This window comes from Bacillus sp. C-3-6 (assembly GCF_054509685.1).
In genome coordinates this window covers 2459713-2484633 of record NZ_CM137247.1, presented here as the reverse complement: position 1 = coordinate 2484633, position 24921 = coordinate 2459713, and the positions used below count along the sequence as shown (strand labels likewise).

Genomic DNA, 24921 nt, shown 5'->3' with positions numbered 1-24921 from the left:
CCAGCAATTCACGTCCTTTACGCTGCGAATCTCTCCGCAACGGGGCTATATGTTAACCCATTCTGAGCAAATACTGCAAGAGTCGTAGCTGTATCTTTAAACGTCATTCCAGCCCCTGCTGCTACTGCTGACGATGCCGCTAAACCATATTTTAGTTCACGTACATCTGTAGCTGATGCATTTGCTGCACCTGATAATATGTTAGCTGCATCTGCTACTGAAAGATGATCTGCTTTAAATGCATTTAAGGCTGTGGATGCAATCTCTGCCGCCTCGCCTAATTCTAGCTCTCCTGCTGTAGCTAAGTTAAGAGCACCTTCTAAACCACCATTTATAATATCTGTTAAACTAACTCCGGCTTTTATTAATTCCTCTATACCTTGTCCTGCTTGAACACTAGAGTACTTTGTCGTTTCTCCCATGTTAATAGCTAATTCACTTAACTTTTTCATTTCTTCTCCAGTAGAACCAGATACTGCTTTAATGTTCGCCATTTGTTGTTCAAAATTCATTGATTCAGTAACCGCGGATTTTAAACCACGTCTTATCGCATAAGTCATTCCGCCAAACACCATACCGATTTGCATTCCTGCATTTTGCAAATGGTTACCTAATGTCTCCATACGATTACCCAAATTCAATAAACGATTACCTTGCTGCTCTAATTCTCGATTTGACTGCTGCAAACCAGTTTCAAATCGATTAAGCTCAGCTGTAGCGCGATGAATTTGTTCAGCATAATGTTGTGCCGATTGACTTGCTTCGCCTTCTTCTGTTTTTGCACGATTATATGCTTGTTGAAGTTCCCTAATCTTTTCTTTCTGCTTATCCACCATGCGAGTGAGAACATCAATTTTTGCCCGTGTTTGCTCTGTTGCATTAGAAAAACCGCCCATGCCTGTTGTAATAGACTGAAATTCAGCCTGTAATGATTTCAAAGAATTATTTAACTTATCCATCCCTTTTTGTTCAGCTTGACGGTTTACTTGTTTTAATTCATTTTCAAATCTATTTAAATCAGCAACCGCTTTATTGACCTGTGAAGCATATCGTTGAGTTGCTGCATCATTTTCACCCAACTTAGCCTTATTTTGATCATAGGCTTGGCGTAATGCTCTAACTTTTTCTTTTTGTGCTTCAATCAATCTATTAAGTGCATCCGTTTTGGCTCGTGTTTGCTCACTAGCGTTTGCAAAACCATCCATACCAGTACTAATTGATTTCAATTCATTCTGTAAAGTCCTTACTGCACGTCCTGAATTCGCAATACCTTGACGAAAGTTCACATTATCAAGGGAAAGCCTAACTACTAAATTATTCATTTCATTCGCCAATGTCTCACCCCCTTGCTAGATAATGTTTTCTGCTGGAACTTCAATTTCATTCGAATTCTGATTTTGGCTATTCGATTCATCTTGTTCACGGTATTTCTGATTTAACCTTAAATAATGCCAAATATCCATTTCATTATCGATGTGATAATGTTTATATCCTTGACGTAATAAAGAGAGGTAGAGCTCATCCATAAACTCACTGAATGTTAGCCCTCCTCCCTCTACGCGTTTGGGTTTTCTTCTTCTCCAGATCCAGAATTACCACCAGCCGCTTCCACTGTTTCATTAATAATTGCATTAATTACATCTGAAGTAGTTGATAAGAATTTACGTGCATCCACACCATCCCAATATTGATCTAATGTAAATTGTCCATCGTATACTTTCACTACAAATTTGACCATCTTATCCATATCCTCTGGACCAGGATTATTTGGAATTTCAGCAAGCTCAGGTGCCTGACGGATTAGACGAGCTGGAATGAACTCCGGTAAATTAAAAGTTTCATTTTTCTTATTGATTCGTAAAGTTAATTTCATAATTTATTCCTCCTTAGTTAATAAAAAAGAGAGAGCTTTTGCTCCCCCTTACTTTCCTGTTGGTGGTGTTACTGGTTTTTCATATACCTTTTTAAACCAATTATCACCAATGGCTTTTGTGAACGTAGGCTCATCAGCATCAGCCGTAAATTTCGGTCTATCATCAAAATCACGTTCAATGAACGATCCTTTAAGTTTTGTAGTCTGGAAGTTCGGTTTATCCTTCTTAGTTTCGGCTTCTTCTTCCTCTTGCGAAAGCTTACCTTTGAGCAACCAAACATACCGATACTTACTATTTGCTTTTAAAAAACGATAACCGATTGCTAAATATGGTTTATCACCTTCACGCTTTTCATCTAATACACCATCTGTAACTTCTGGATATCCTTCAATATCTGCTTTTGCTGATAATGAAAGTCCACGAACTTCAATTTCAACTTCTACTTCTCCATCAGATTCGGCAATCTCTGATTTTTTGTTATCACTCCACATAATTTCTGAAGCTACTTTTTTAGATGTTTTAACCTTTACTGCCCCTTCTAATTTTTTTACATCTCCATATGAAACACCTGACGCATCATCTTTTACTAGTTTTGCATAAACAAGACTATCTACACCGACAGTCGAACTAATTGTAATAATTTCTCCAGCCATCTATAACTCCACTCCTTTCGCGAATCGCATCGCGTAATGAAAAATCTGTGTATCATCTTCATATAAATCAGCAACCGCATAACGTGAGAAACCAATACTTTTCATGATTTCATTCACTTTTTGATGAATCACTGTTGTACTACTCTTTGACCAAATGTCGATTTGAAATGTGATTTCACTTTCGCTTTCATCATTATCTGCAAATCCATCTGGCCTATTATCTAATTCAAAAAATGTAATACGTGGAAACTCTTCAGCATTTTTGGCTTTACGATAATAAACACGTTTTCCACCTAATAAAGAAACAAGCCCCTGATTATTTTCAAGAACTTGCACAATTTCGGGGCGTAAATTCATCATATATTTAACCTCATTTCATTCTTCAAAATATCTGTCATAGCACGAATTGCTGCTTCTTTTGAAGAATTAAAACCTGGTTCTATAAATGGTTGAGCTGGCATTTTAGATGTTCCCCATTCTAAGAACTTCCCATAAAAGAATGGAGAGCGATCTGCTTTATCTATCCCGATTTTAATAGTTTTTATGCCGCCTTCCATTTTAGCTTTTGTAACTCGTATATTATCAGCCAAATGTTGTCCTGTACGCCACGGTTCACTTTTTGTTGCTCTTTTAGGACTATAACTTCTTGGCGCTATTTCGGAAATAGCTTTTCGAATAGGTTCTCCACCTGCTGCAAGAGCTTTATCTTCAATCTTTTCCCCACGTAGACCCATTTGCTCTAATTCAGATATCAAGCGATCAAAGCCTAAAAAATCAACACCATCAGCCATTCATTCCACCACGCTTCCACATAATTGATAAGGTGTGTTTTTCAGTTGGAATAACTGAAACAATGTCATACATTACGTTCTTATATTTAATCTTCATATCAGCATTCACATCAGAACGATATCGGATTTCTGTTTCACCTTGAATTTCGCTATTAGCTGCCGCGGCTTCAAAGTATTTTCTTCCCTTTAAAAAAATAAAAGAGCCCCATACAGTAAAGGAATCCTTGTAACCTTCTATTGGATCACCGTCCGGGCTCTTTGCTTCCTCGTCTTTCACTTGAAATGTAAGACGTTTATCTAATTTACCTGGATTCACTTGAATCACCACCACAATATTGCAACTGAACTAATATCGACTGCAAACTAAATGCCAATTGTTCAGCTTTTCCAACCGCTTCACGGTTTTCATGCCAATGAGCAATTAAAATACGAGCTGCTAATTTAGCAAGCTCGCTTTTTAAATCCACATTTTTACTTGTAGCATTTTTAATATATATTTCAGCTGCGATTACGAAAGATGTAATGAGATCGTCCTCCTCATCCCCATCCACACGAAGATACTTTTTTGCTTCCTCTAATGTTAGTACCAAGAAGGACACCCCCTACCTTATTAAGCTCCTGTTTTAGGTGCAACCGTAATTTGTCCATATACAACTGCTTCTGTATCCCACGGAGTAACATCCTCGCGCTCAATTGCTCGGAACTCAGAAGTATTTGTTCTCCAAGCGTTTCCACCTTCTTTAGTCATATCAATAGACAATTGTTTTCTATCCCAAAGAATAATAGCTTCTTTTAAATTACCAACAATGAAAGGTGCTTTCCCATCTTTATCTGTAGCAATTGTCTTGTTTGATAAAGTAATAACTGGTTTTCCTGACAATAAACTACGTGTTGGATTTGTTGGGTCTGGTTGAAGAAGCGGACGACCATTTTTATCTTCTAATTGATCTAAGTAATTGAATCCATCTTGATTAGTGAAAATATTAGCTCCAGCTGCAAATGCCGGGTCTAATGTAACATTTAACGCTGTTTTAATGCCTTTATAATCCTTAAAATCAACCTTTGTCAATTTGTTGAGTTCTTGTAAAATTAGATAGTTACGAGTAGCAATAGATTTCTTAGCGATCCATTGGCGTAAATATTCTTCTAAAGCTTGATCAGTATCATCTAATAAATCATTTGGTACTGGTAAAAATCCTGCGTAATCTTCAATAGCATAAGATAAACGATCAAATTCAGGAGAAGCAATTTCTTGCATCGCATTCGGCTTACCATACTCAGATAATGGCGCAAATGGTGTTGATGCCGCACGCTTTTCTAATGTACGAGCCCCTTTATTTGTTGAAACAGGTTGTACATTTACATATTGTTCTAAGTTATCAACTGTTTGTTTTAACTGATTAATAGTTGTAGTAATATCTTCTGGAACAATATAACCGCCATCTTTACCTGTATTCTCAGATAAAGCTGCTTTATATTCCTGCATAACACTTGCTTCTTCATGACTCAAACTTTGGCCACGAATAGCTTTCATAAATACGTCTTTGTATGATGGATCTTCATTTTTAACTGATGCTGGAGGTAATACTCCTGCCTGTGAATTTACAGGCTCAGGAACTTGAATTTGCTTCATTGTTAGATAGTTATCCAATTCATTTTTCGCGTTTTTCGCTTCCTCAATTTTTGCCTTTGCCTCTTCATATTTACCACTATTGTTAAATTCTTCTGCTTTCGCTTTTAAATCAGCAACTTTTTGACGTAACTCTTGTTCACGTTTATCCATTCGGTATTTCCTCCTTGTTTTGGCACAAAAAATAGACCTAAAGCTCTAACAGGTCTAGTGCGTTTTGTATTTTTAATTGTTCGCTATTATCCTTTTTGGGAATAGAAGGAGCCTTTGCTACAATCTTATTTGGTGTTTTTTGATATTTATCAAAATAATCACTGCTACATGCTGCAACTTCTTTTGCTTCCACAACTTCTATATTGAAGTATTTTTCGGCTTCTTCACCACTTAACCAAGTCTCAGCATCTACTAATTGTTGAATTTCTTCAATTCCGATGCCCTCTTTCAAGTTTTCCTTGTATACATTCATAATTCCAGACTCAAGGTTATCCAAATCCTCTGCCATTTTACGAAGGACATTTGCATTACCTCTAGTAACAGTCCATGGTTTATGAATCATTAAAAATGCATTAGAAGGAACAACAACGCGATCACCAGCTAGGGCGATTACGGAAGCAATTGAAGCTGCCACACCATCTACATAAACAGTTTTTTGAGCCTTATTGCGCTTTAACATATTATAAATAGCTAAACCAGCAAATACAGAACCACCACCACTATTTACATAGATATTAAGGTTACTTTTATCATCTAATTGCCCTAAAATGTTTTTCACATCATCCGGCATAACATCCGAATCATCCCACTTCCAGCCAGTATTATTTACAATATCACCGTAGATAAATAGATCCGCTGATGATTCCGTTTGATTTTTAATAGTGAATACATCTTTAATCGTCCTCACCTCCCTTCTGTATTGCCCCTCCATTAGCTTTCGCTAATTGGTATTCATCGGCAATCTCAATAGATACATGGTTTAAGTCAACACGATGTTTATCACCGTATTCCCCAATTCCATCCATATCTTCAAGCTCTAATACTTTATTGATTGAGAAAGCACCAGCATCTAACATGATTTTGTAGAATTCCGCTCGTGATTTAGAATCAGCACGTAATAAGCTTGTCAGATTGAATTTTAAATAATATCGTTTTTGCTCATTAAATGAAAAAGCTTTGTAAGAAAACTCTTCTTCGTACTGTATAAGAATTGGGCTCAAAGTATTTTGAATAAAGTCCAACGCCTGTTGCTCAATATTGGAGAAAGTAGCACGATCTAACTCATTAATCATGTGCAAAGGAATATTAAAGATATTTGCAATCTCGCCCTTATCAAATTTCATACCTTCAATAAATTGGGCATCTTTTAAAGGCATTCCAACCTTCTCAAATTCTAAACCAGCATCTAAAACAGCAATTCTTTGAGCATTATTTAATCCTGTATTTGCCTCTTCCCATGCATCACGAAGTACTTCTTTCGCCTCTTTACCAAGTGCTTGTTGTGTTTTTAATATCCCACTATGCGCTGCACCGTTTGTAAAGAACTTACCTTTAAACTTTTGTGCCGCCTGTGAGCTACCTATTGATTCTCTTGCAATCTGAATAGGTGGTTTACCCTTCAAACCATCAGTAGACAATGTAGTAAGATGAATTATGTCATCATCAGGTATTTTTACAGGTGTACCATCTGGAAGACTAGTGAAATACCATAACTTATTTGTCTTTAAATCAACAGTTGGAGTTGTAACAGCTGGATTTAATACCCACAACTCTTTCGGTCTGCCATCCACACCCCAATGGATATTGATATAAGCATTCCCCCATGTATTACGATGTGTTTCAATTAAATGTTTGAATTTAAATGGGCTTTGATAAGGATTTGGTCTTCTTTCTAGAACAAATGACACTTGATGCGCCTTATCCCGTTCCCTACCCTTCGCTGTCTTCTTAAACGTTTGAAAAGGTAGCATCGCAACACTATTTGCAAGGATGTTAATGCACCGATAAACCGTCGGAACACCTAAAGAGGACTCAACCGTTACCTTTTCACCACTTGCGGCTTGATATCCAAATAAACTTTTGAACCAAGGAGAAGGATTTTTTAAATCTGTCGTATCCTGATTTCTAAATAACTGCCGAAAAATCAAATGTTTCACCTCCTTTCTATCTTCTTATCATTACCACCCCCAGCATTGTGAGAATAATCCCTAATAGATACCATCCATAAATCGGATTAACAAAAAAAGTCGTCCCTACAATAATGGACAACCCCGAAATCAATAGAATATCTTCTAAAATACTTATGAAAAATAATAAGAATCGCATGTGATTCCTCCTAGAATGAGAAATCTTGACTTAAAATATAGGAGTTTAAGTCCATCTCACCAGAATTAAGCATGCATCGAACATGCGAGTTAATTACAGCCGCTATCGGATCAATTCTTTCTGTTGTTTTTGACTTGTCCAACATAATGTTTTCGTTCGCATCCTGTTTTGTTATAGCGTTACTCGTTGCCCAATTTAATACAGGATTGTTATTGTGGATGACTTTCTTTAAATACACTTGTTCTCTAAAATCTTTTGTAGGACCTGATAAAGTTGCCATCCCTTGGCGTATTTCTATCATCGTATACCCTTCCGCTTCCATGTCTTGCATGAATTGCGTTGCATTCCAAGGATCCGCACATATTTCTTTAATCTTAAATTTATGGTCTTTTTCCATATTTCTAATATGTGTTTTGATAAATTCATAATCAACTACCGCACCAGGTGTTGTGGTAATCCATTTTTGTTGTACCCACAAATCATAAGGCACTTTATCCGTTTGTCTCTTTTCAACTAACGTATCTTCCGGCATAAAGCTATGACTTAACACGATATACTTATCATCCTTTTTAAACTCGAATGAAATACTTGTTAAATCAATTTTTGCTGATAAATCGACACCTACTGTACATTCCAATCCTTTTAATTCGGATAATTCCACAGTTTCTTTACAATTTTTCCATTTTTGCATGTCCATGTACCCATTTTCTTTCATGTCCACCCAACGATTCATGTTTTTAGTCAGGAAATTCCGCATTTTTTCTGGGACATCTAATGCTGATTGAAGTTCTCCTTTTAAAAAAGATTGTCCTTCTTCATAACTACATAAAATAGGATTCGCTTTCTCCCAGACTTCAGGATTCGTAATTTCATCATCCTTATCTAATTCATTGACCATCACAAAATATTCTTCATTTTCAATATCAATGTTCGGGTCTAAAATCTTAGAAACATATTGATACTCCACACGATAGCAAGGATGGCTCAAGTTGAAACCAGCTGTTGTAATAATCATCATGAGTGGATTCGGACGAGCACCTGAACCTGACACCAGAACATCATAAATTTCAGAGGTAGGATGGGCATGATACTCATCAATAATCCCGCACTGAACATTTAGTCCATCCCCAGATTTTCCCGCATCTTTTGAGAGCGCGGAAATAAAAGAATCTGTTTTGAGATGCTCAATTTTCCCATACGCAATATTGAATTTTTCTTTTAGGTCTTCGCACCCATTCATTTGCGCTTTAATTTCATTCCAAACAATTTTACTTTGCTCTGTTTTTGTGGCACCAACATATACTTCCGACATATTCTCACCAAAGGCCATTGCTTCATATGAGCCCACGCACGCTAAAGATTGTGACTTTGCATTTTTACGCCCTACTTGCCAATATGCCTTTTTAAATCGACGTAACCCTGTATTTCGGTGCACCCATCCATAAATATTGCTAAACACGAAAATTTGTATGGAATGTGGTTCAATTCTCTGACCTGCTAATTTTCCTTTTGTATGTTTAAAAAGAGACATCCACTTTAAGAAACGAAGCGCTTTTTCTTCCTTAAAAACATATGGAAAATCTTCAGAACCTTCACGCTCAATATCTCTTAAAAATCGTTTACACGCTTGTTTATGCTTCTGACAAGCAACAACTTCACCATGTAATACATCATCACAGTAGTCCATCATCCATTGTCTGATCATGTTATACGTCAAACTCCTTCTCTACGTTTGTTTTAGGGCCTTGTTTTATATTTGGAATGACAATTTTCGCTCTTGCACTCGGTGTAAGACCAAACTCAACAGCCAAAGCCTTCATTTGTTCATGCAATTGCTTCTTCTTTGTAAGTAGTGGATGGGGAACTTTATTGGTTTCAGCTGCCTTATTTGTATATTCAACAAGAAGTCCTTCTTCTCGTATAATTTTGGTGCATTCAACATAGTCAGAGTAAGCATCGCAATACGTTGCTAATGCATTCACATCTATGTTTGTAATAACATCTAGCTCTAGTAATTCACCAGCAATCCGTCTAAATTCTTTCTTAGCAATTGAATCTAACCACGTTGGTGGTTTTACCTTGTCCTTTTTTGCTTGTAACTGTTTTTCGGCTTTTAATCGCTGCTCAATTTCATCTTTTGTCAATCGATTTGTATTACCTTCTAATAAATGCAAATGAATCGGTTTCGCTTTCCTTCCTATGTGAACCACCTCCCTCGGCTGAACCCCCTTTTATGGAATAAAACGAACTTTTTGCACGGAAAGCTAGGCGGCGGTCTCCAAGGAATCGCCTTTTGCTTTTTCATAGTGGGGGGTGTTTATGAATTTTTTCTTTCGAATTATTTTTTGTTTTTCTTCTCATCTTCTTTTGTTTTCTTGTTATGACAAGCATGACAAAGTGCTTGTAAGTTTGTTGGTTCTAATCGTTTTGACCAATCTACTCGAATTGGAATAATATGATCGACAACATCGCCTATCTTAATGATGTCCTTGCTTCTACATTGAATACATAAGCCATGATCTCTACGATAAATAAGCTCACGCATCTCTCTCCATTGTTTGGAGTTGTAGAATGAACGTGAGCTTTTATTTCGTATGTATTTGTCATAGTATCTCGTGTTCTCCTGTACTTTATCTTGATGCTTACTACAATACTTATTCCGTGTTAGTTCGTTGCACCCTAACGACTTACATGGCTTGAATGGTTTATTTGGCACCTTCCACCCTCTTTCTCAACCGTTTCATTTCATCCTCGATGGCCAAATTCTTTTTATTAATCCGTTCATGACACTTAGCTATGTCAGCTTGATGCTTACGAATCATATCGTTCACATATGCAGCAACATGCTCATAGCCACAATGAGGACAAATGTAGAAGCACTTCTCAATTCTTTTTGGAAGCTGTGCTACTTGTGGTTGCATATTGTAATCTTCATTGCAGTTAGAACAGTAGACTTGCATCTATCCTCACTCCTCCCTTACCCCTTTCTTTTGGTATTGAATATCAAGGCACTTCTCACAATAAAAAGCAGCTGATACTTTTCGATTAAATTGTTTATCATCAGAATAAAAAGAAGTAGTCTCACTATCTAACAACTGGTACATATGCTCTCACTCCTGATCATTTAATAAACAGTCAAGGAGTTTATTGATTACATTTATTTGTGTTTCTTTTTCTTCCACTAGTGTTGTTTCTTCTTTTAACTCTTCAAATACTTTAAGTACGTCCGATAATTTCTCTTTACTTACATGTCCATCCAATTCCTTCAAATCGATATCATTAAAGATTATGCCAAGTGCAATTGCTTTCTCTAATTTAGTTAATTCCATTATCTTCACTCTCCTTTAAAAGAATATTCCGATTATACATTTACAAATAAATACAAATTGTTATAATAGATTTAACATTGCCATCTGGAAAAGTAATTCGCCCCCCAAGCGAGTTGCTTTTCCTTTTTTATAGCTATTTTTCTAAGAATTCATCCACCGCTTTACCAAGAAAACTAATCATTGCTTCTCTCTTTTGCTTTGGTGTTGTATTATCTTGCAATTCATTAAAGATAGGAAGTACACTTTCTAATTTCTTTTTATCAATGCGTTCATTTACAAGGTCTTGTCCTAGCATTGAAATAAATGTACCAATTGCAACCGCTTGTTCTTGTTTATTTAGTTCCATTAGCTATCTCCCCCTACATTTCCTTAACATGTTCTTGAAACTATTTCCCTTTCTGTTTCCGTAATCTTCGTAATACCCTCAGCTATTTCCTTCCGTTTATAATTACAGGAGCATCTATTTTAATCACATCATTCTTATTAGTGAATTTCCCCATAACCTTTTCCAATTTCTCCAATGCATCCACACATTCATTAGCAGCTTCTGTTACTTCCTTAATCCCTTCTAATGCTTCAGCTATATCCGCAGTTACTTTAATAATTAATTTGTTATTAACCATTTTATTCTTCCTCCTTTTCAATCAAGCGTTCTAGATCAATGACCGCCTTTTCGCCCAAACAAATATGCATCAATCCTAAAATCTTAATCTCATCTTTTAATGATTTGATTTTACTTGCGTCAATCTTATAAGGGTATCTTGGTCTAAGATAAACACTGTCTTTCTTTTCCAATGTTAACTCCTGACCTTCCATCCTTTATCCTCCTCCAAAATAAAAAGCACCCAAATGGATGCTTTTTTTTAATAACTTATTAACCTATAATTCCCTGAAATGTTTCATTTAAATAATCTACCAATGTATCTTCAACGAATACTTTTTCATGTGTTGTACTAAACAAAATTTCTTCTTTCAAAATAATCTCATCTATGATATTAGAATCTTCGTATACTACAATATGATTTTTAACAGAATCAATCATAAATACGACCAATTTATCATGTATTTTTAAATCTACATACTCATCTCCTATATTCATTCTATAATCATTACCGTCTACTTGCTTTAAGCCATCTCTAATTTTTAACATAGGTGACATTATTACTTCTTTAAATTTTTCTTTCAATGCTTTTTCTTCTACATCTATTACTACATATGCCTTTGCTTTCTCAATAAATTGATCTAACTTACTCATTTCTTCCACAACCCTTTCTAAAACTATATTGGAATTATAAACCAATATAATTGTAGCATAGTTGAATATTTGTTCCTATAAAAATAAGAAGCTATTGCACTTATAAAATTACTAAAATACGGTATATGAAATTCTATTCTTCTTCCAGCCACCTAATTTTTAAGTAACTGGAAGAAGAGCAAAAGCTCTCCCTAATAACAGTATCATTCAATCATTACCATCTGCTGGTTTCGGATTTTATGTGCCGTCATTATGAAACCGTTTAAACAACATATAGTTTATAAAGGAACATTTATGAGTTGTGTTTTCCGCCACTTCTCACAATACAAATATAACACGGCAATTCCAAAACAACCGGCACATTTACTGCCAAAAAACGGTCACAACTCTGCCACTTATTTTATCCCCGTTATAAGATTACCTATTATAAAACATCAACGAAATAAATTCATGTTTCGATCATATAACAAGGATCTTTTTCCATCACCTGCTGCGATTGTCCTTACATAATATCTATGAATTCTAGAATGCATTTTTGTACCTAGTTCATTCCACTTTATTGGAGAAATCACCCAATTCTCAAAGTATGCCACTATTAAATTGGAAATTATAATTTTTTGCATTCTAATATTTTTGGAAAGAATTTGCTCTCTTATAAACTTATATTTTCTTTTATTTCTTGCAAAATAACTTAATAAAATATAAGTTTTTCCTTCTTGCGGAAAAATTGTAACGAATAGTGGAGCTAATTGCGCATCTAAATCAGCTAAGTCATTTACCACTTCATTCTTTAAATCTCTTTCAATAAAGGTAATAGAAGAAGCGGCTATGTCATATTCTCCATCTAATTCTATTACATCGGTAACAATCTCATTAAAATTGGAATTATCTAAGTCCTTATTCATTCTCTTCCTAAAAAGTTGTAATCTAGCCTCCGCCTCCTCATTCCCCTTCAAGGTACCAGTAACATTTGCAGCCATAAATTGAATATGCGCTATATCCGGTTGATTATTTTCATCAAATATATTGCTCAATTTATTATATTCTCCAGCCTTGATGTACTGCTGCATTTTTCTATACATATCCCCAACAGTTACCTTTGTATGATACTCTTTTGCCAAAGCTCTATATGCAAACAAAAATTCTTGTTCCTTATTTCCTACTTGATAGTTCTTTTCCTCAATAGGCATAAACAAATCGTTATCGTGCCTGCCACAAAAACCCGTAAAAGTTGTGGCTACTCTTCTGCCTTTTCGTTGCATTGAGGTTTTAAAATTCGAAGAGTTATCACTTCCTCCGCCTATCATTAATACTTCCCCATTTTCAGAAATTTTGTTTAGTATTTTATTATTTTGTATAGAATGGGCTTTTATTATCCTATCATTGCAATTCTCATCTTGATGGAAGCATTCCTTTAAAAAGCACTCTTTTTTAATTTTTTCTAAATTCACAAAAATATTATCTTTCCTCTTCATTTCCATCCCTCCGTAACTATATACAATTATAACATTATATTTTCAAGTTACCCATATCTTATATTGTGTGTAACTAATCTAAACGCTACAGCCCTTGATATCAATAGCTTCATAGCACTTTCTCTTTTGAGTTACACAACACAATAAAAATGAGTAACTGTATAGAATAGGGTAGCACCACACATCCATCAACTTAAGGAGAATAAACGCTACCAAAACAAAAAAAGCCCCAAATTTTTCTTAAAAATAAGTTGGGGCTTTTGAAACAGAAAAGTATATTTTTAACTATGAAAAATACGATAAATTTTTCCTTTTTTCCTACTTGCTAAATTCAGCAAGTAAAATTTTTTTAAAAGGATTAGGACTGTCAGTTCTACCCAAACTATTCCAATTGACGACCAACGTATGCTTGCCTCCAAGTTTACCTCCAACAAGAGTTGTAAACCCTAGAATGCCACCTGTGTGTCCCCATATCGAGACACCGCTTGGAAGCTTAGTTTCATAGATTCCAAGACCATATCCATCGATTCCTTCTTTTCCTGTAGGAACTGTAGTAAGCATTTGTTTTAGTTGCTGTTCTTTCAGTAATTTGCCACCGAGCAAGTAAGAGAAAAATTTGTTTAAGTCGTCAGCAGTAGAAATCATATCTCCAGCAGAGCTACCTGCACTTGGGTTATAATAAGTAACGTCTTTTAGCTCACTTGCTCCGTCTGGTTGGACATATCCACGTGCATGGTTAGTGCCTGGAATAACGCTTGAATTGCCTGGTAGGAATGTATTCGACAATTCAAGTGGTTCAATAATTCGATTTTCAACTTCTTCCGCATAGCTGTTTCCAGTTACTTTTTCAATAAGGATACCCAGTAATACGTATCCTGTGTTTGAATAAGACCAGCCCTTTCCTGGAGCAAAGTCTGGGGGAAAAGAAATCCCCATCTTCACTAACTCTTCAGCCGTATACGATTTTTTTGTATCCGTAAAATCAACGTCTTTTGACCTTGAGTATTCAGCGATACCACTTGTATGGTTCAATATCTCCCGGATAGTAATCTTGTTACCATCATATCCATTTCCTTGAATGACACCAGGCAACCAGTCTTCGATGTGGTCGTCTAGCTTCAGGCGATTCTCTCCAACTAATTGAAGTACAACTGTTGCGGTGAACGTCTTCGTCACACTCCCAATGCGAAAGCGAAAATCTGTTTTCATTGGTTTCTTGGTTCTCAGATCCGCTATTCCAGCGGCATACCCCCACGTTTTTCCACCCTCAGAAGTTTTAGCAAGTATCCCCGGGTATCCAAATTGCAATGTATCTCGCATTGCTTGCTTGACGGAAGTACGATCTCGTTGAGTATTTGTTTGTAACGAACTAGATACATTTTGAGTAGGCTCTGCTTTTACAATTGAGGTTGGTGTTGTATATAACAGGGAACTTCCAGCTATTAAAAGGGCCAGACTTGCACATGTAATTTGACTACGTATTTTCATAAGGCATCCCTCTCCTCTATTCATATTGTATAAGTGTTTGCTTACGGATCCTTACTTCCTGAAAAGACTTAGGGAAAGGCCCTCACGCATATAGATTAAAGCCCCAGTACAAAGGTATCTATCAATACCAACAATTTGAGCCAGTTAAATCTCCATCCCTTCTATAACAAAATTATTCAAAGGTATGAAAGCATATTATGTACCCTTAGTTATTGTTAGGATTAACACAACATGCGACATAGCCCCAACCCATATTTTACTTTATTTATCCATGATATGTATTGAGAAAGAATGTAAATTCAAATCCTTTCCGTATCCCAACTATTAATCGTTTTTTTCATCTATTATAATTAGTTATTTTGAATTTCATAATAAAAAACTGTAAAAAAATAACGAGTCCCTTAACGTACAGGAAGCGGTTGAAAAATATGTCTAAACGCACAATTTTCTTTTTTGATATGGTGACCCCATCGCAATCAAGCTAAGGTTTTGAAGTACCCACTAAATGAAATTTCTCTTTCTCTATAGTTAGTTATTTTGAGAAGTCAGCTCATTTTTTGTTTTTTGGGTGTTTACTTTTCTTAAGTTGATGGATGTGGGGGAGCACCACATGGTCATCAACTTAAAGTTTTAATATACCAGAAATCAGGAATATTTTATTCTGTTAGCTTGATAGCGATAGGGTACAGCCAACATTTCGGAAGCTATGTATGTTAGACGAATTTTAACCTAAAAAAGTCGAATTCTTGTACGTGAAGTGCAGTGATATTTCATTCATATAATCCGTATTATCTGAAGTTAATAAAGTCTTTTACACTCTCTTCTTTAAGAACGTTTCCATAATATCCTTCCTGAATCTTTCATAATCAAACTGAAAAGCTACATTATGCGTTTTATAACCTGGATTAGTAACAAAACGAAAGTCTGCAATGCTTTGACCAAACCCTTCCCCTTGATCAGGAATTACTTTAATGGGTACTCTCGAAAGGCTAACAGCCTCTCTATTTAGCAAATACCACACTGTTACAAAATCATGCATAGGACTTCCACTTATACCTGGATTAGACTTGGAGTAAAAATTATAATAATAATCTAACATAGGTTTAATGATGAGTCCTGCAAGATCCTGTGTATTCCGATGAAATGCATCGATTTGCTCGACCATTTCGGTTGTAACAATCGCATGTTGGGTCACATTTAAAGGGATAATTGTCAAGTTCTTTGCATGTTGCAGAATTAAGTTTGCTGCATAAGGGTCTGCGTGAAAATTAGCTTCAGCCACAGCAGTTACGTTACCTGGATAGAAAAAAGCTCCCCCCATGCAAATGCATTCTCTTACATTTCGCATTGTTTCTAAATTTAATACAAAAGTCGTAGCTAGCGAAGAAAGTCTTCCTAAATTAATAATGGTAAGATCTTCTAAATTCGATTCTATAATTTGATAAATATCATTTAAAGGATAAACTGGATATGAAATTTCAGGTGGAATAATAGGTCCTAATCCAACTTTTCCATGTACCTCAGGGAAATACTGAATTAATATACCTGTCAACGGTACAGAAGCACCAAGGAATACAGGTATTTCTTCTCTTCCCGCAATGTACTTTAAATAGTTAATATTTCTTATTACATTTTCTCTTGATACATTTCCATAATCGGCCACAATTCCTACAAGTTGAATGTCTTTACGAAAAAAGGTGTACAGTATAGCAAACGCATCATCAATCCCCAAATCTGTAAACAGGAGAACCTTTTTTTGCATATCTCTTCCTCCAAAATTTATAGAATTCTACTTTCGCCAATGATGTAGTGATTAGACTACGCTTGTATATATATTTTTTATGTATTCTTAAAGAGTGGATTCTATTCACTTGAAATAGCTTTGCTCATCTAAATTTGATTTTATGTTCAAACGTAAGTTTCAGTTCTTAAGTCGATATGCATGTGTTGCTATCCTTGAACAAAAAAGCAATGATTAGATTTTAAACCTAGTCATTGCTTTATCCATTGCATCTTGGTTTACTCCTATATATCTTAACGTTACTCGCTCACTTGAATGATTGAATATCTCCATCAGCAAAGCTATGTTCTTTGTTTGCATGTACATATGATATCCAAATGTCTTACGTAATGTATGTGTCCCAATCTCTTCTAAACCAAACTTTGCTGCTGTGGTACTAAGTATTTTATATGCCATGCTTCTTCCGATTGGTCGATTCTTTCCTTGTCTGCTCTTAATTATATACTCATAGTCTTCCATATCTTCAATGTACCACTTTAACTCTCTTCTTAATGCTGCAGTAATGTGAATACGTTTCTGCTTACCTGTCTTCATTTCACGCATTGATATATGGCTGCCATTTAAATCTCCAACCTTCAGTTTTAAAATATCACTAATACGTAGCCCTGTATTAATTCCTATTACAAACAAAATATAATTGCGTTCATTCTTTTCTTTTAGATATTCTTTAATTTGTTGTATTTGCTCTGGATCACGTATCGGTTGAACAAAATTCATTATTTATTACCTCCAGTTTCTTCTGTCTCATAAACTTCTAATCCTAGTGCAAAAGCAAGTTTATAAAACGCTTTAGACTTCCAACGTCGATAAGTGCGCTCTGACATCCCTATCTCGTTATAAACCATGTAGTCACACACATCCTCTTCTTCTAAATAACGTTTATAAATAATATCTCTTTGAATACTTCCTGCACGTCCGTTTCCTAATCGATTTAGAAACTGATCAATACGTAATGACATTTTTTCAAGCCACTCTTCTCTTTTGCTTTGTTGAATATTTACTATAGCAACATCTTCTAATGGTTTTCCAACTGTATGTGTAGGACCATGCTCACGTATTTCATAAGAAGGAGTGACTTTCATTTCTTTACGCATCATCCCAAATTGTCTATGTATACGTATGCTTTCCAACACACCTTCTAATTCCTCTTGTGTCGCCGTTCTATCGATTTTTGGTAAGAAAGATAATTGTTTAGTCATGTAAGACCACTCCTTTTTATTTTTAAATTACTTTTGTCTTATTGCTCCACGTCTTCGTTTATAGCAAGGTCTATGTATCCCCATTAAATCCTCAATTTCACGAGTACTTAATTTCTCTTTTGATTTTTTCTTATTTTTCTCCTTTCCCTGCTTAGATTGCTTTTTCCATCCACGTGACTGATTCTTTAACGCCTTCATTTCCCCATCTCCCTTTTCAAAATAAAAAGGACACCTATCCCTAAAACAGCTTTTATTGCTGCTTTAATGAATTGGTGCCCTCTAGTTTTCTAGCCGGACTTTATTCGCTTTTTATTTTAAATATCCCAATAGTCACTATTAACATCATTAGTATATTTGCTTACTTCCTTCTCTTTCCCACACTTTTCACATTTATAATAACTAACTATCCCCATCTTACCGGTTTTAAAATTTTCACTGTCTTGACTTTTAATAAGTTTATATCTATGTATACATTTAGGTTCTTTTAATTTATCCAACCAATTTCCTAACATAAATTAATCCCTTTCCTCTCGAAGATATTCTTACTATTCCCAGCCTCTTAAGAATACCTTAGAAAAGATTTCCAATCAATGTAATGTAGTAGCTTGTTTTTCTATAAACAAAAGGATTATTTTGTTGAGTTTTCTTTCCAACTTTCGCCTTTACGAAAATGAATATTCCAGGCTTGTCTTTCTGTGAAACCTACTTCTTTTAACTCTTTTATATTTTGTGGTTCTTCAAAAGTGCACGGCACACTTATTTCTCTACTAAAATCAAAATCAGATTCATTCGTTTCACCAGAAGGAACATCAGCCCAATCAACACTGCCCCTTATTTCCACACTTTCTCCATCAGATGTTTCTATAAAAAATTTTGCATCGTGTAAGTTCAAATTCATTTCCCTCTACCTCCTGAATAAAAATCAACATTCGGTCAATACTGTAGACAACCCATTAAGTTACTTTCTCCTAGTTCCCCCTTGGAGAACCAGCCGAGCAGTTAGCTTTTGCTAGCTGCTCTTTTAATTGCACGTTTTTGTCTTAATACTCATATATTATCGAGAATCAAAATATGATTTTGTATTAAAGAAAAAGTATTCTTTTTCATTACTCTACACCCATTGCCTTGGGCCGAGCAGTTAGCTTTTGCTAGCTGCTCTCTATTTGTAAAAAGCACTCAATTAACTAGACTTACTTATAATATTTTGAGTTCCTTTCTTTATAAAATAGTCGTTATAAAATGAGGCTCGTCACAAGAGCACTTTACTAAGTGATCTTTTTGTGTTCCAAATTAATATAAAATGAAATTTTTATTTAATTTATAAAATAAAACTGCTTGTCCACTTCAACCCATTCACTTCGATACATTCTTTAATTCCCCTTAACAACCTTTTGACTTCCATATAATTACATTCCAACTTCATGATTTGCTTTTTGCAACCTTTACCTCCTATGGCGAGCAATCATAGAAGGTAAAGGTATGAATGAAGAAAATATTGTTTTACATGGAGTTGCTGTTGAATCAAGTTTAATCGATTCAACTCTCCCATCTATTCTTCGTCATTCACTTTACCAACAGAAGCAACAGGAGCAACAGGTTCAACGATATTGATTTAGGAAGCGGACTCCCTTATATATATTAAAAGCTTTTTGAAGTGAACCCATGTTCCTTATATATTATGGAATGGGTTTATATTTGTGACATAAGGGCTTATTTTTTTATTTATTTTAATTTTCAAGGGCCTTTTTCTTATACTTGTTTGTTAACCAATTCATAAGTTGTAGTGTGTAAGTGGGTGAATGATAAGGATGGTGTAAAAATGAGTGAATTTAAAAAGAAATTTCATATTCCATGTGAGTGTTTTCTCCCCCCTGTACCCCCACCTCAAGTTGGACCAACTGGGCCGACTGGACCAACTGGGCCGACTGGACCAACTGGGCCGACTGGACCAACTGGGCCAACTGGGCCGACTGGACCAACTGGGCCGACTGGACCAACCGGGGCTACAGGAGTTACAGGACCTACGGGACCAGCTGCTACGGCATGTTGCCCATGTACGAATGTTCTTGATAACCCTGGATTTGATGAACCTGCAACACCAGGTACTCCAGTTCCAGGATGGATTGTAACGGGAAATGTTTCAGAAGTAGGATTTCCAAATGCGCACAGCGGTCGTTTTCTTCCAAATGGATCCTTGAGTGCTTTAGCTGTTTCTATTGGACCTGGTGGAATTATGACCCAATCTGTTGATGTGGGCGAAGGTTGTTGCTTTACCCTTTCTTTTGCTGGGGATATAAGAGATGGAGCACTCCTTGTTGCTTCTGTATCGTTTCCAGAACTTGGTCAAGGATGTCCTCCTAACCCTACAACACTTGGACCATTAAACATTCCGCACATTGTACCTGTTGCAAATCAACAACAAGCTGGCTTCCAACATTATACCCTTGTTGTGTGTATACCTGCTGATGTAACTACAGCATGTATTAGTTTCCAAAACTTAGCTACGGGTGGAGAAGGCGCAACAGCTTTTGTTGATAATGTTGTATTCCAACCTACTGGTGGACCTTGCACTTCATGTTCACAAAATTTTTAATGCCTTAATATATCTGAAGCTTTTCGTTTTTCTAGCGAATCCAATAAATATTAAAGAGGGGCCCCCTGGCTTTCTTTTCATATTAGAAATCACCATATGCGCCCATATATTGAACGTATCCCTTTATGATTAACATACAAATGATATTCACCTTTATATAAGCTATACTTCATTAGATCCACTATTTCATCCCTGCGTAAAATATGAAACTATTGAGCAGTTGGCTTTTACTAGCTGCCTTTTTTGAGTTTGTCTGTCCGAATAAAATTCTAAAGTATGTCCAATACTATAAATGGGCTGATACAGCTTGAATTGACAGTGACCTCTGTAATGTTCTTTTCCTCTTTCTCTGAGGACCGAGCAGTTAACGATTGTTAACTGCTTTTTTGTATTGAGTTAATTATAAATTTTAGGTCTTATATCACTTCTACACCATATACTTTTAACTTAGGTATCCAACTCAAAGTGTTACCTCCTATCTTAAAGAACACTTATGCATAGTGCTCTTTTTTCTTTTACTTATTTCTACAAAATGAGATTTTTATTGTAATCTGCCTCTGTATATCTTCTTGATCTCAATTTCACTGAATCCCTCATACACCGTAAACACTTCTGGAAACTGACTCAAGCACATATCGATGATCATGTCATCAGTTGTTCTAACGAAGAAGTATTTAACCTTACCCAAGTAATCGTTGTGTAGATAATAACTCCTAATCTCGCAATGGTAGCCATTCGCTTCTAAGACTTCGTACAGTTTAATTTTTGTTTCATCCATATCAAATATTGATAACTGGCCTTCGATCTCCACCGATTCAATCATTTCCCCATTCCCCTTTCTTCTTAATAAAGGCTACATCCGGAAAACTGTCCATTCCTTTGAATCAATAAGGCGTTGCGCTTCTTCAGGTGCGATTGTTATTGCTGATCCATCTGCATAAACACCATAAATGTCTCCTGTATCAAATCCATCCATATCCTGATCAAATGAAATCATCATATTTCCTGCGGTTTTACTTTTTACGAACTCACAACCATCAATATCCTCAACTTGAAATTGCTTAATTGTTTTTTCTTGTTCTTTTTCAACAAGCTCCACAATCCCGTCATAATAGCTCTCTTCAACTAAAAGTACATTCCCTACACTTTCAACATTCATCTTTTCCCAAAGCGATTTATCTTCCCTTATGTCTTGTAATTTCATATCCATTCTCCTTTATTTTTCTATTCACTTTTTCTACTAATCCCGTTATCACGCCTATAATCCAGCCCAGTAAAAATATGAATGTATATCCCACTGCACCACCTACTTTTCTAATAAAATAGCATTTTTGTTTAAATCCACTTTTTTAACTGTGGCTTTACTAACACTTTTGTGCTAGAATCCACTAGGATATTATTTTAAAATTATTTTTGGAGGCTTTATGAATAATCAAAACAACAATGAAACAAACAACATCAATAGAGTATTGGCAATTTTTCTAATAGTATCACCACTATTAATGCCTATCGTACTACCTACAGCCATAATTGTAGGAATGAAACAATGGATGCCTGATGACGTTGAATACCCAAGTATAATGTCACTATTGACTTTATGTATTGGATTTTTCATAATTGGAATCATCTTCTCTTTCTTATTACGCGTATTTAAATTATCTGAAGAAAAGTTAAAAGAATTAGGTTTCTTAGGATTTACAATTTCAATTGTTAGTACCTTCCTGACAATGTATGTCGGATATTTTTGGCTAGCAAAACTTAATTTCACAGCAGTACAATTATCACCACACGCTGTATTAACCTTTGCGATTTTATCTACAATTCTTTTAGAAGCAATATTTAAGCTGATTGATAAATTTGATACACCTGATACAAAAGAAACAATTGAATAGATATTAAAAGGATTATCTTAGAGCACATATCAACATGTGCTCTTTTTTTCTTTTAATCAAATAACGATTTTGTTAATATTTGATTCACTCCTTATTTTCAACTTTCATATACTTATACGGACTATAAAAAATACACAATATAGTTCTTGGTCAAAGAGTGCCATACGCCCTAATGGCGCTCTTTTCTATTCAAATAAGAATTTTGTTATAAAACTTCTACCTTTTCGATTATGACTGTGGTAAAAGCGACATCCCACTCATCATGTTCATGACTGCATTTGTACCAATAGTTGATTACCCCTTCAAGTAACACATCACTTGGGAATATGCTGTCTTTATCGTTTTTTATCCAAACTGGCTTTTCGCCATTCATTACATCCTCTGGATCTTTAACTACCGATAGTTCTTCTTGTAACTTTTTCATAACTTTATGAAATTCTTGTTGTGCATCATCTAGTAATTTATAAAATTTAGGTTTTACTTCTTCACCGTATATCCCAACTTCACTAACTTTGTATATTTCCATTTCCATTCCCCTTTTCTCCCAAATAACTATTTTGTACTAATTGCATCCCAATCAAATGTTTCTAATATATCCAACAACTGTTTAACTTTTGGCGATCTCCAAGCTGTCATAGCGTATGTGTGAACCTGTTTTGTGTAATGATTTTTATTCCCATCGATATGTTTATTAGCTTCTTCTTTGGTTAGGAACATAATGTCTGGAACAATGAAGGATACTTCCTCCTCGTAAATTAGATAACAATTATCATCGATGTTCTCTTTAATCCACTCAACAAGACCTTCTTCTGATTCGTATTCGCGCATTTCTTTTAATTCTTCAATTTGTTCTTCTGTCAATTCGTGCTCCAACTGACCGCTAATAATGTCTTCAATGTACTCTTCAACAATTACAGTTGTGCAATCGTCCATAAAGAATAAAGACATTCTGTCATGATGACCTTCCGCTGTTACTACCCACTTATAATCCATTAAAGCCCAGTAACGTGGTCCTGCCTGCCCATCAGTTTCCTGTGTTTTTAATTCCTGTTGCAAATCCTTTAAAAATTGAATATCCTTGTTAATTTTCCCGTTCCCCTTTACGAATAATCTTTTTTTACATTACACATAATATCTACGAGTCAGCTACACTCTTTCAAAACGGAGTTTTACCCCTCCGGACTGTTTAGGCACTTGGCAGGTGATTTGGTCAATTACCTGCCATTCCGATTAAAATAACGCTTTTGTTAAGATCCATGAATCCAATTATTAGGTGAAAAACTTTTATAGAAGCACCTTTTTTGGACAAATTTACCGGATGAATTAACTGAAATTTCATGTTATTCTTAACGTGTTGAATATCCCAATACATTCAACAATGCTCTTGATTGCATACCTAGTATGCAGCCATCCATCCAGATACCTTAGCTAATACGTCCCCCTAATCGTCGTTATTGCTAAGGTATCTTTTAGATGCCCTGTGTGCAGGGCTTTTTTATTTCAGTGAGGATGCTCTCTTTTCCCATCTAGTTATCAACGCTTTTAGTCCACTTTCTTAATAAAATTCAAATTTTATACCATTTAATTGACTAACATTGAATTTTTTGGGATTATATGATAATATTTATATATAAAATCATTACCCTTATAAAAAAGAGCTATGAGCCTTTCCACTCACGGCTCTTTTTTATTACAATTTTCATTTCATATCTACACGATTTTGACTAGCTTCTCGGCTAAATCCGCCTGGGTATCTCGTTGCTAATTTAGATATATTCATTTGAGCAATATCTTCTAGGGTATATCCCATTTCATGAGACATGATTGAAATGTAGTACAAGATGTCCCCTAGCTCTAAAGCGATTTTATGTGTATTTCCTTCTTCTTCTCCTGGACAATGAGCTGGATCAAATCCATGACCATGAAAAATTGCTTTTTTTACAACATCAGCAACCTCACCAGCTTCTCCCGTAAGACTTAATGCTGCATTTAAAACACGTCCACCAAAATCGTTATTTGTATTCCATGTACGTAATGCCGCTTCTTGATATTGATCTAATTCACTAATATGATTGATATTCATTACAGCTTGTCCTTCCTTTGATTCACTAACTAATTTAGTTGTTTCATATACACCGTTTTCCATAACGTTCATTTTATTTTCCCCTTCCTATTTAGCAAATTCCTAATCCTAACGGACGATTTTCAATTAAATACTTATCAGCCTGATCTATTACAAGGAGTGCAACTTCCGCTTGGTGCCTTCTTAACGCTTTTGCCATCTTTGGCAAGCTCATGCCCTGACTCCACATTTCACGAAAAAGAATTACATCTCTTTCATCCCAAATGAAGTTAGCTTCTTCTAAAGCAATGTATACCTTCAACCGTGATTCCTTCATCGCTTCATGATTTCTCGCTACACTCATAAGCGAACCTACTTTCTAGTAAAAAATTATTTTATCTTTTCAGTAAACTTAGTATCTACACGATCAACTTTACCGTTTACCCAAACCGCAACTTGCTCACCGAATCCACTCATTGGCGGATTTACTACTGTTACATTTCCGTCCTTCACTATTAAAAGTTTGTTGCTACTAACATCGATTTCTATTTTTTTCATAT

The 24921-nt window shown here is 35.4% G+C and carries 36 protein-coding genes and 2 pseudogenes; 2 read left to right on the top strand and 36 right to left on the bottom strand.

Annotated features, from left to right (window positions below):
• Positions 1 to 53 precede the first annotated feature (53 nt).
• The 29 genes and pseudogenes from ACW0JX_RS12735 to ACW0JX_RS12595 form a co-directional block, all read right to left on the bottom strand.
• Positions 54 to 1334: pseudogene (locus ACW0JX_RS12735) on the bottom strand (phage tail tape measure protein); the annotation flags it as partial.
• Positions 1335 to 1349: 15 nt separating this feature from the next.
• Positions 1350 to 1526 (bottom strand): hypothetical protein, encoded by a 177-nt coding sequence (locus ACW0JX_RS12730; protein ID WP_226605280.1) that lies wholly within the window; start codon positions 1524 to 1526, stop codon positions 1350 to 1352.
• Positions 1527 to 1555: 29 nt separating this feature from the next.
• Positions 1556 to 1873, bottom strand: coding sequence for a phage tail assembly chaperone G (gene gpG, locus ACW0JX_RS12725; protein ID WP_016081462.1), 318 nt, complete (start codon positions 1871 to 1873; stop codon positions 1556 to 1558).
• Between the two features lie 48 nt (positions 1874 to 1921).
• A complete protein-coding gene (locus tag ACW0JX_RS12720; RefSeq protein ID WP_097820525.1) occupies positions 1922 to 2527 on the bottom strand; it encodes a major tail protein in 606 nt (201 codons plus the stop codon).
• Complete coding sequence (gp17, locus tag ACW0JX_RS12715) at positions 2528 to 2887, bottom strand: tail completion protein gp17 (RefSeq protein WP_226605283.1); 360 nt, start codon at positions 2885 to 2887, stop codon at positions 2528 to 2530. It lies immediately after the preceding gene.
• Positions 2884 to 3318 (bottom strand): HK97-gp10 family putative phage morphogenesis protein, encoded by a 435-nt coding sequence (locus ACW0JX_RS12710; RefSeq protein WP_226605285.1) that lies wholly within the window; start codon positions 3316 to 3318, stop codon positions 2884 to 2886. The genes gp17 and ACW0JX_RS12710 overlap by 4 nt, the downstream gene beginning before the upstream one ends.
• Positions 3311 to 3634, bottom strand: a complete 324-nt coding sequence (locus ACW0JX_RS12705; RefSeq protein ID WP_205190468.1) for a phage head closure protein — start codon at positions 3632 to 3634, stop codon at positions 3311 to 3313. Before ACW0JX_RS12705 ends, ACW0JX_RS12710 begins: the two co-directional genes overlap by 8 nt.
• On the bottom strand, positions 3621 to 3908 hold the full coding sequence (locus ACW0JX_RS12700) for a head-tail connector protein (RefSeq protein WP_016077615.1): 288 nt from the start codon (positions 3906 to 3908) through the stop codon (positions 3621 to 3623). Before ACW0JX_RS12700 ends, ACW0JX_RS12705 begins: the two co-directional genes overlap by 14 nt.
• Positions 3909 to 3928: 20 nt before the next feature.
• Positions 3929 to 5101 carry a phage major capsid protein gene (locus tag ACW0JX_RS12695; RefSeq protein ID WP_016081467.1) on the bottom strand — a complete coding sequence of 391 codons (1173 nt, stop codon included), beginning with the start codon at positions 5099 to 5101 and terminating at the stop codon, positions 3929 to 3931.
• 37 nt (positions 5102 to 5138) lie between these two features.
• On the bottom strand, positions 5139 to 5849 hold the full coding sequence (locus tag ACW0JX_RS12690) for a head maturation protease, ClpP-related (protein ID WP_226605289.1): 711 nt from the start codon (positions 5847 to 5849) through the stop codon (positions 5139 to 5141).
• Complete coding sequence (locus ACW0JX_RS12685; RefSeq protein WP_226605294.1) at positions 5836 to 7089, bottom strand: phage portal protein; 1254 nt, start codon at positions 7087 to 7089, stop codon at positions 5836 to 5838. Before ACW0JX_RS12685 ends, ACW0JX_RS12690 begins: the two co-directional genes overlap by 14 nt.
• A gap of 188 nt (positions 7090 to 7277) precedes the next feature.
• Positions 7278 to 8972 carry a terminase large subunit gene (locus ACW0JX_RS12680; RefSeq protein WP_134995415.1) on the bottom strand — a complete coding sequence of 565 codons (1695 nt, stop codon included), beginning with the start codon at positions 8970 to 8972 and terminating at the stop codon, positions 7278 to 7280.
• A gap of 1 nt (position 8973) precedes the next feature.
• Positions 8974 to 9477 (bottom strand): phage terminase small subunit P27 family, encoded by a 504-nt coding sequence (locus tag ACW0JX_RS12675; protein WP_016081472.1) that lies wholly within the window; start codon positions 9475 to 9477, stop codon positions 8974 to 8976.
• 128 nt (positions 9478 to 9605) lie between these two features.
• Positions 9606 to 9983 carry an HNH endonuclease gene (locus ACW0JX_RS12670; RefSeq protein ID WP_459245752.1) on the bottom strand — a complete coding sequence of 126 codons (378 nt, stop codon included), beginning with the start codon at positions 9981 to 9983 and terminating at the stop codon, positions 9606 to 9608.
• Positions 9973 to 10227, bottom strand: a complete 255-nt coding sequence (locus ACW0JX_RS12665; protein ID WP_459245751.1) for a hypothetical protein — start codon at positions 10225 to 10227, stop codon at positions 9973 to 9975. The genes ACW0JX_RS12670 and ACW0JX_RS12665 overlap by 11 nt, the downstream gene beginning before the upstream one ends.
• Positions 10228 to 10233: 6 nt before the next feature.
• Positions 10234 to 10371, bottom strand: coding sequence for a hypothetical protein (locus ACW0JX_RS12660; protein WP_459245750.1), 138 nt, complete (start codon positions 10369 to 10371; stop codon positions 10234 to 10236).
• A gap of 6 nt (positions 10372 to 10377) precedes the next feature.
• A complete protein-coding gene (locus ACW0JX_RS12655; protein ID WP_459245749.1) occupies positions 10378 to 10596 on the bottom strand; it encodes a hypothetical protein in 219 nt (72 codons plus the stop codon).
• Positions 10597 to 10729: 133 nt separating this feature from the next.
• The gene (locus tag ACW0JX_RS12650; protein WP_459245748.1) at positions 10730 to 10942 is read right to left on the bottom strand and encodes a hypothetical protein; all 213 of its coding nucleotides are present in this window, start codon (positions 10940 to 10942) and stop codon (positions 10730 to 10732) included.
• A 23-nt stretch (positions 10943 to 10965) separates the two neighbouring features.
• Positions 10966 to 11219 (bottom strand): annotated as a pseudogene (locus ACW0JX_RS12645) (hypothetical protein).
• A gap of 1 nt (position 11220) precedes the next feature.
• Positions 11221 to 11412 (bottom strand): hypothetical protein, encoded by a 192-nt coding sequence (locus ACW0JX_RS12640; RefSeq protein ID WP_459245747.1) that lies wholly within the window; start codon positions 11410 to 11412, stop codon positions 11221 to 11223.
• Between the two features lie 58 nt (positions 11413 to 11470).
• Positions 11471 to 11851, bottom strand: coding sequence for a DUF3942 family protein (locus tag ACW0JX_RS12635; RefSeq protein WP_459245746.1), 381 nt, complete (start codon positions 11849 to 11851; stop codon positions 11471 to 11473).
• 434 nt (positions 11852 to 12285) lie between these two features.
• Complete coding sequence (locus tag ACW0JX_RS12630; RefSeq protein WP_459245745.1) at positions 12286 to 13326, bottom strand: hypothetical protein; 1041 nt, start codon at positions 13324 to 13326, stop codon at positions 12286 to 12288.
• 318 nt (positions 13327 to 13644) lie between these two features.
• Positions 13645 to 14814 carry a serine hydrolase domain-containing protein gene (locus ACW0JX_RS12625; RefSeq protein WP_016081850.1) on the bottom strand — a complete coding sequence of 390 codons (1170 nt, stop codon included), beginning with the start codon at positions 14812 to 14814 and terminating at the stop codon, positions 13645 to 13647.
• 811 nt (positions 14815 to 15625) lie between these two features.
• The gene (locus tag ACW0JX_RS12620) at positions 15626 to 16576 is read right to left on the bottom strand and encodes a nucleoside hydrolase (RefSeq protein WP_053564380.1); all 951 of its coding nucleotides are present in this window, start codon (positions 16574 to 16576) and stop codon (positions 15626 to 15628) included.
• 213 nt (positions 16577 to 16789) lie between these two features.
• Entirely contained in the window at positions 16790 to 17332 is a 543-nt protein-coding gene (locus ACW0JX_RS12615; RefSeq protein WP_226605315.1) for a site-specific integrase, read from the bottom strand.
• On the bottom strand, positions 17332 to 17814 hold the full coding sequence (locus tag ACW0JX_RS12610; RefSeq protein WP_016081851.1) for an ArpU family phage packaging/lysis transcriptional regulator: 483 nt from the start codon (positions 17812 to 17814) through the stop codon (positions 17332 to 17334). The genes ACW0JX_RS12615 and ACW0JX_RS12610 overlap by 1 nt, the downstream gene beginning before the upstream one ends.
• A 27-nt stretch (positions 17815 to 17841) precedes the next feature.
• Positions 17842 to 18012: a hypothetical protein gene (locus ACW0JX_RS12605; RefSeq protein WP_081306072.1), complete on the bottom strand. Its 171-nt coding sequence runs from the start codon at positions 18010 to 18012 to the stop codon at positions 17842 to 17844.
• A gap of 116 nt (positions 18013 to 18128) precedes the next feature.
• Positions 18129 to 18326: a hypothetical protein gene (locus ACW0JX_RS12600; protein ID WP_065704049.1), complete on the bottom strand. Its 198-nt coding sequence runs from the start codon at positions 18324 to 18326 to the stop codon at positions 18129 to 18131.
• 116 nt (positions 18327 to 18442) lie between these two features.
• The gene (locus tag ACW0JX_RS12595) at positions 18443 to 18712 is read right to left on the bottom strand and encodes a PadR family transcriptional regulator (RefSeq protein ID WP_459245744.1); all 270 of its coding nucleotides are present in this window, start codon (positions 18710 to 18712) and stop codon (positions 18443 to 18445) included.
• A 921-nt stretch (positions 18713 to 19633) separates the two neighbouring features.
• Here ACW0JX_RS12595 and ACW0JX_RS12590 point away from each other — a divergent pair.
• Positions 19634 to 20407 carry a collagen-like protein gene (locus tag ACW0JX_RS12590; protein WP_440037397.1) on the top strand — a complete coding sequence of 258 codons (774 nt, stop codon included), beginning with the start codon at positions 19634 to 19636 and terminating at the stop codon, positions 20405 to 20407.
• 541 nt (positions 20408 to 20948) lie between these two features.
• Here the strand turns inward: ACW0JX_RS12590 and ACW0JX_RS12585 are convergent.
• Entirely contained in the window at positions 20949 to 21230 is a 282-nt protein-coding gene (locus ACW0JX_RS12585) for a hypothetical protein (RefSeq protein ID WP_088867764.1), read from the bottom strand.
• A gap of 30 nt (positions 21231 to 21260) precedes the next feature.
• The gene (locus ACW0JX_RS12580; protein ID WP_226605320.1) at positions 21261 to 21611 is read right to left on the bottom strand and encodes a hypothetical protein; all 351 of its coding nucleotides are present in this window, start codon (positions 21609 to 21611) and stop codon (positions 21261 to 21263) included.
• Positions 21612 to 21831: 220 nt separating this feature from the next.
• Between ACW0JX_RS12580 and ACW0JX_RS12575 the strand changes: the two genes are divergently transcribed.
• A complete protein-coding gene (locus tag ACW0JX_RS12575; protein WP_089171100.1) occupies positions 21832 to 22299 on the top strand; it encodes an epimerase in 468 nt (155 codons plus the stop codon).
• 205 nt (positions 22300 to 22504) lie between these two features.
• Here ACW0JX_RS12575 and ACW0JX_RS12570 read toward each other — a convergent pair whose 3' ends face one another.
• From ACW0JX_RS12570 to ACW0JX_RS12550, 5 genes are all read right to left on the bottom strand, one after another.
• On the bottom strand, positions 22505 to 22825 hold the full coding sequence (locus tag ACW0JX_RS12570) for a hypothetical protein (protein ID WP_198129893.1): 321 nt from the start codon (positions 22823 to 22825) through the stop codon (positions 22505 to 22507).
• 26 nt (positions 22826 to 22851) lie between these two features.
• Complete coding sequence (locus ACW0JX_RS12565; protein ID WP_430384062.1) at positions 22852 to 23385, bottom strand: hypothetical protein; 534 nt, start codon at positions 23383 to 23385, stop codon at positions 22852 to 22854.
• A gap of 613 nt (positions 23386 to 23998) precedes the next feature.
• A complete protein-coding gene (locus tag ACW0JX_RS12560; RefSeq protein WP_459245743.1) occupies positions 23999 to 24454 on the bottom strand; it encodes a nucleoside triphosphate pyrophosphohydrolase family protein in 456 nt (151 codons plus the stop codon).
• Positions 24455 to 24473: 19 nt separating this feature from the next.
• Positions 24474 to 24725, bottom strand: a complete 252-nt coding sequence (locus ACW0JX_RS12555) for a hypothetical protein (protein ID WP_016081490.1) — start codon at positions 24723 to 24725, stop codon at positions 24474 to 24476.
• A 26-nt stretch (positions 24726 to 24751) separates the two neighbouring features.
• Positions 24752 to 24919, bottom strand: a complete 168-nt coding sequence (locus ACW0JX_RS12550) for a DUF3954 domain-containing protein (RefSeq protein WP_000717828.1) — start codon at positions 24917 to 24919, stop codon at positions 24752 to 24754.
• Positions 24920 to 24921 lie beyond the last annotated feature (2 nt).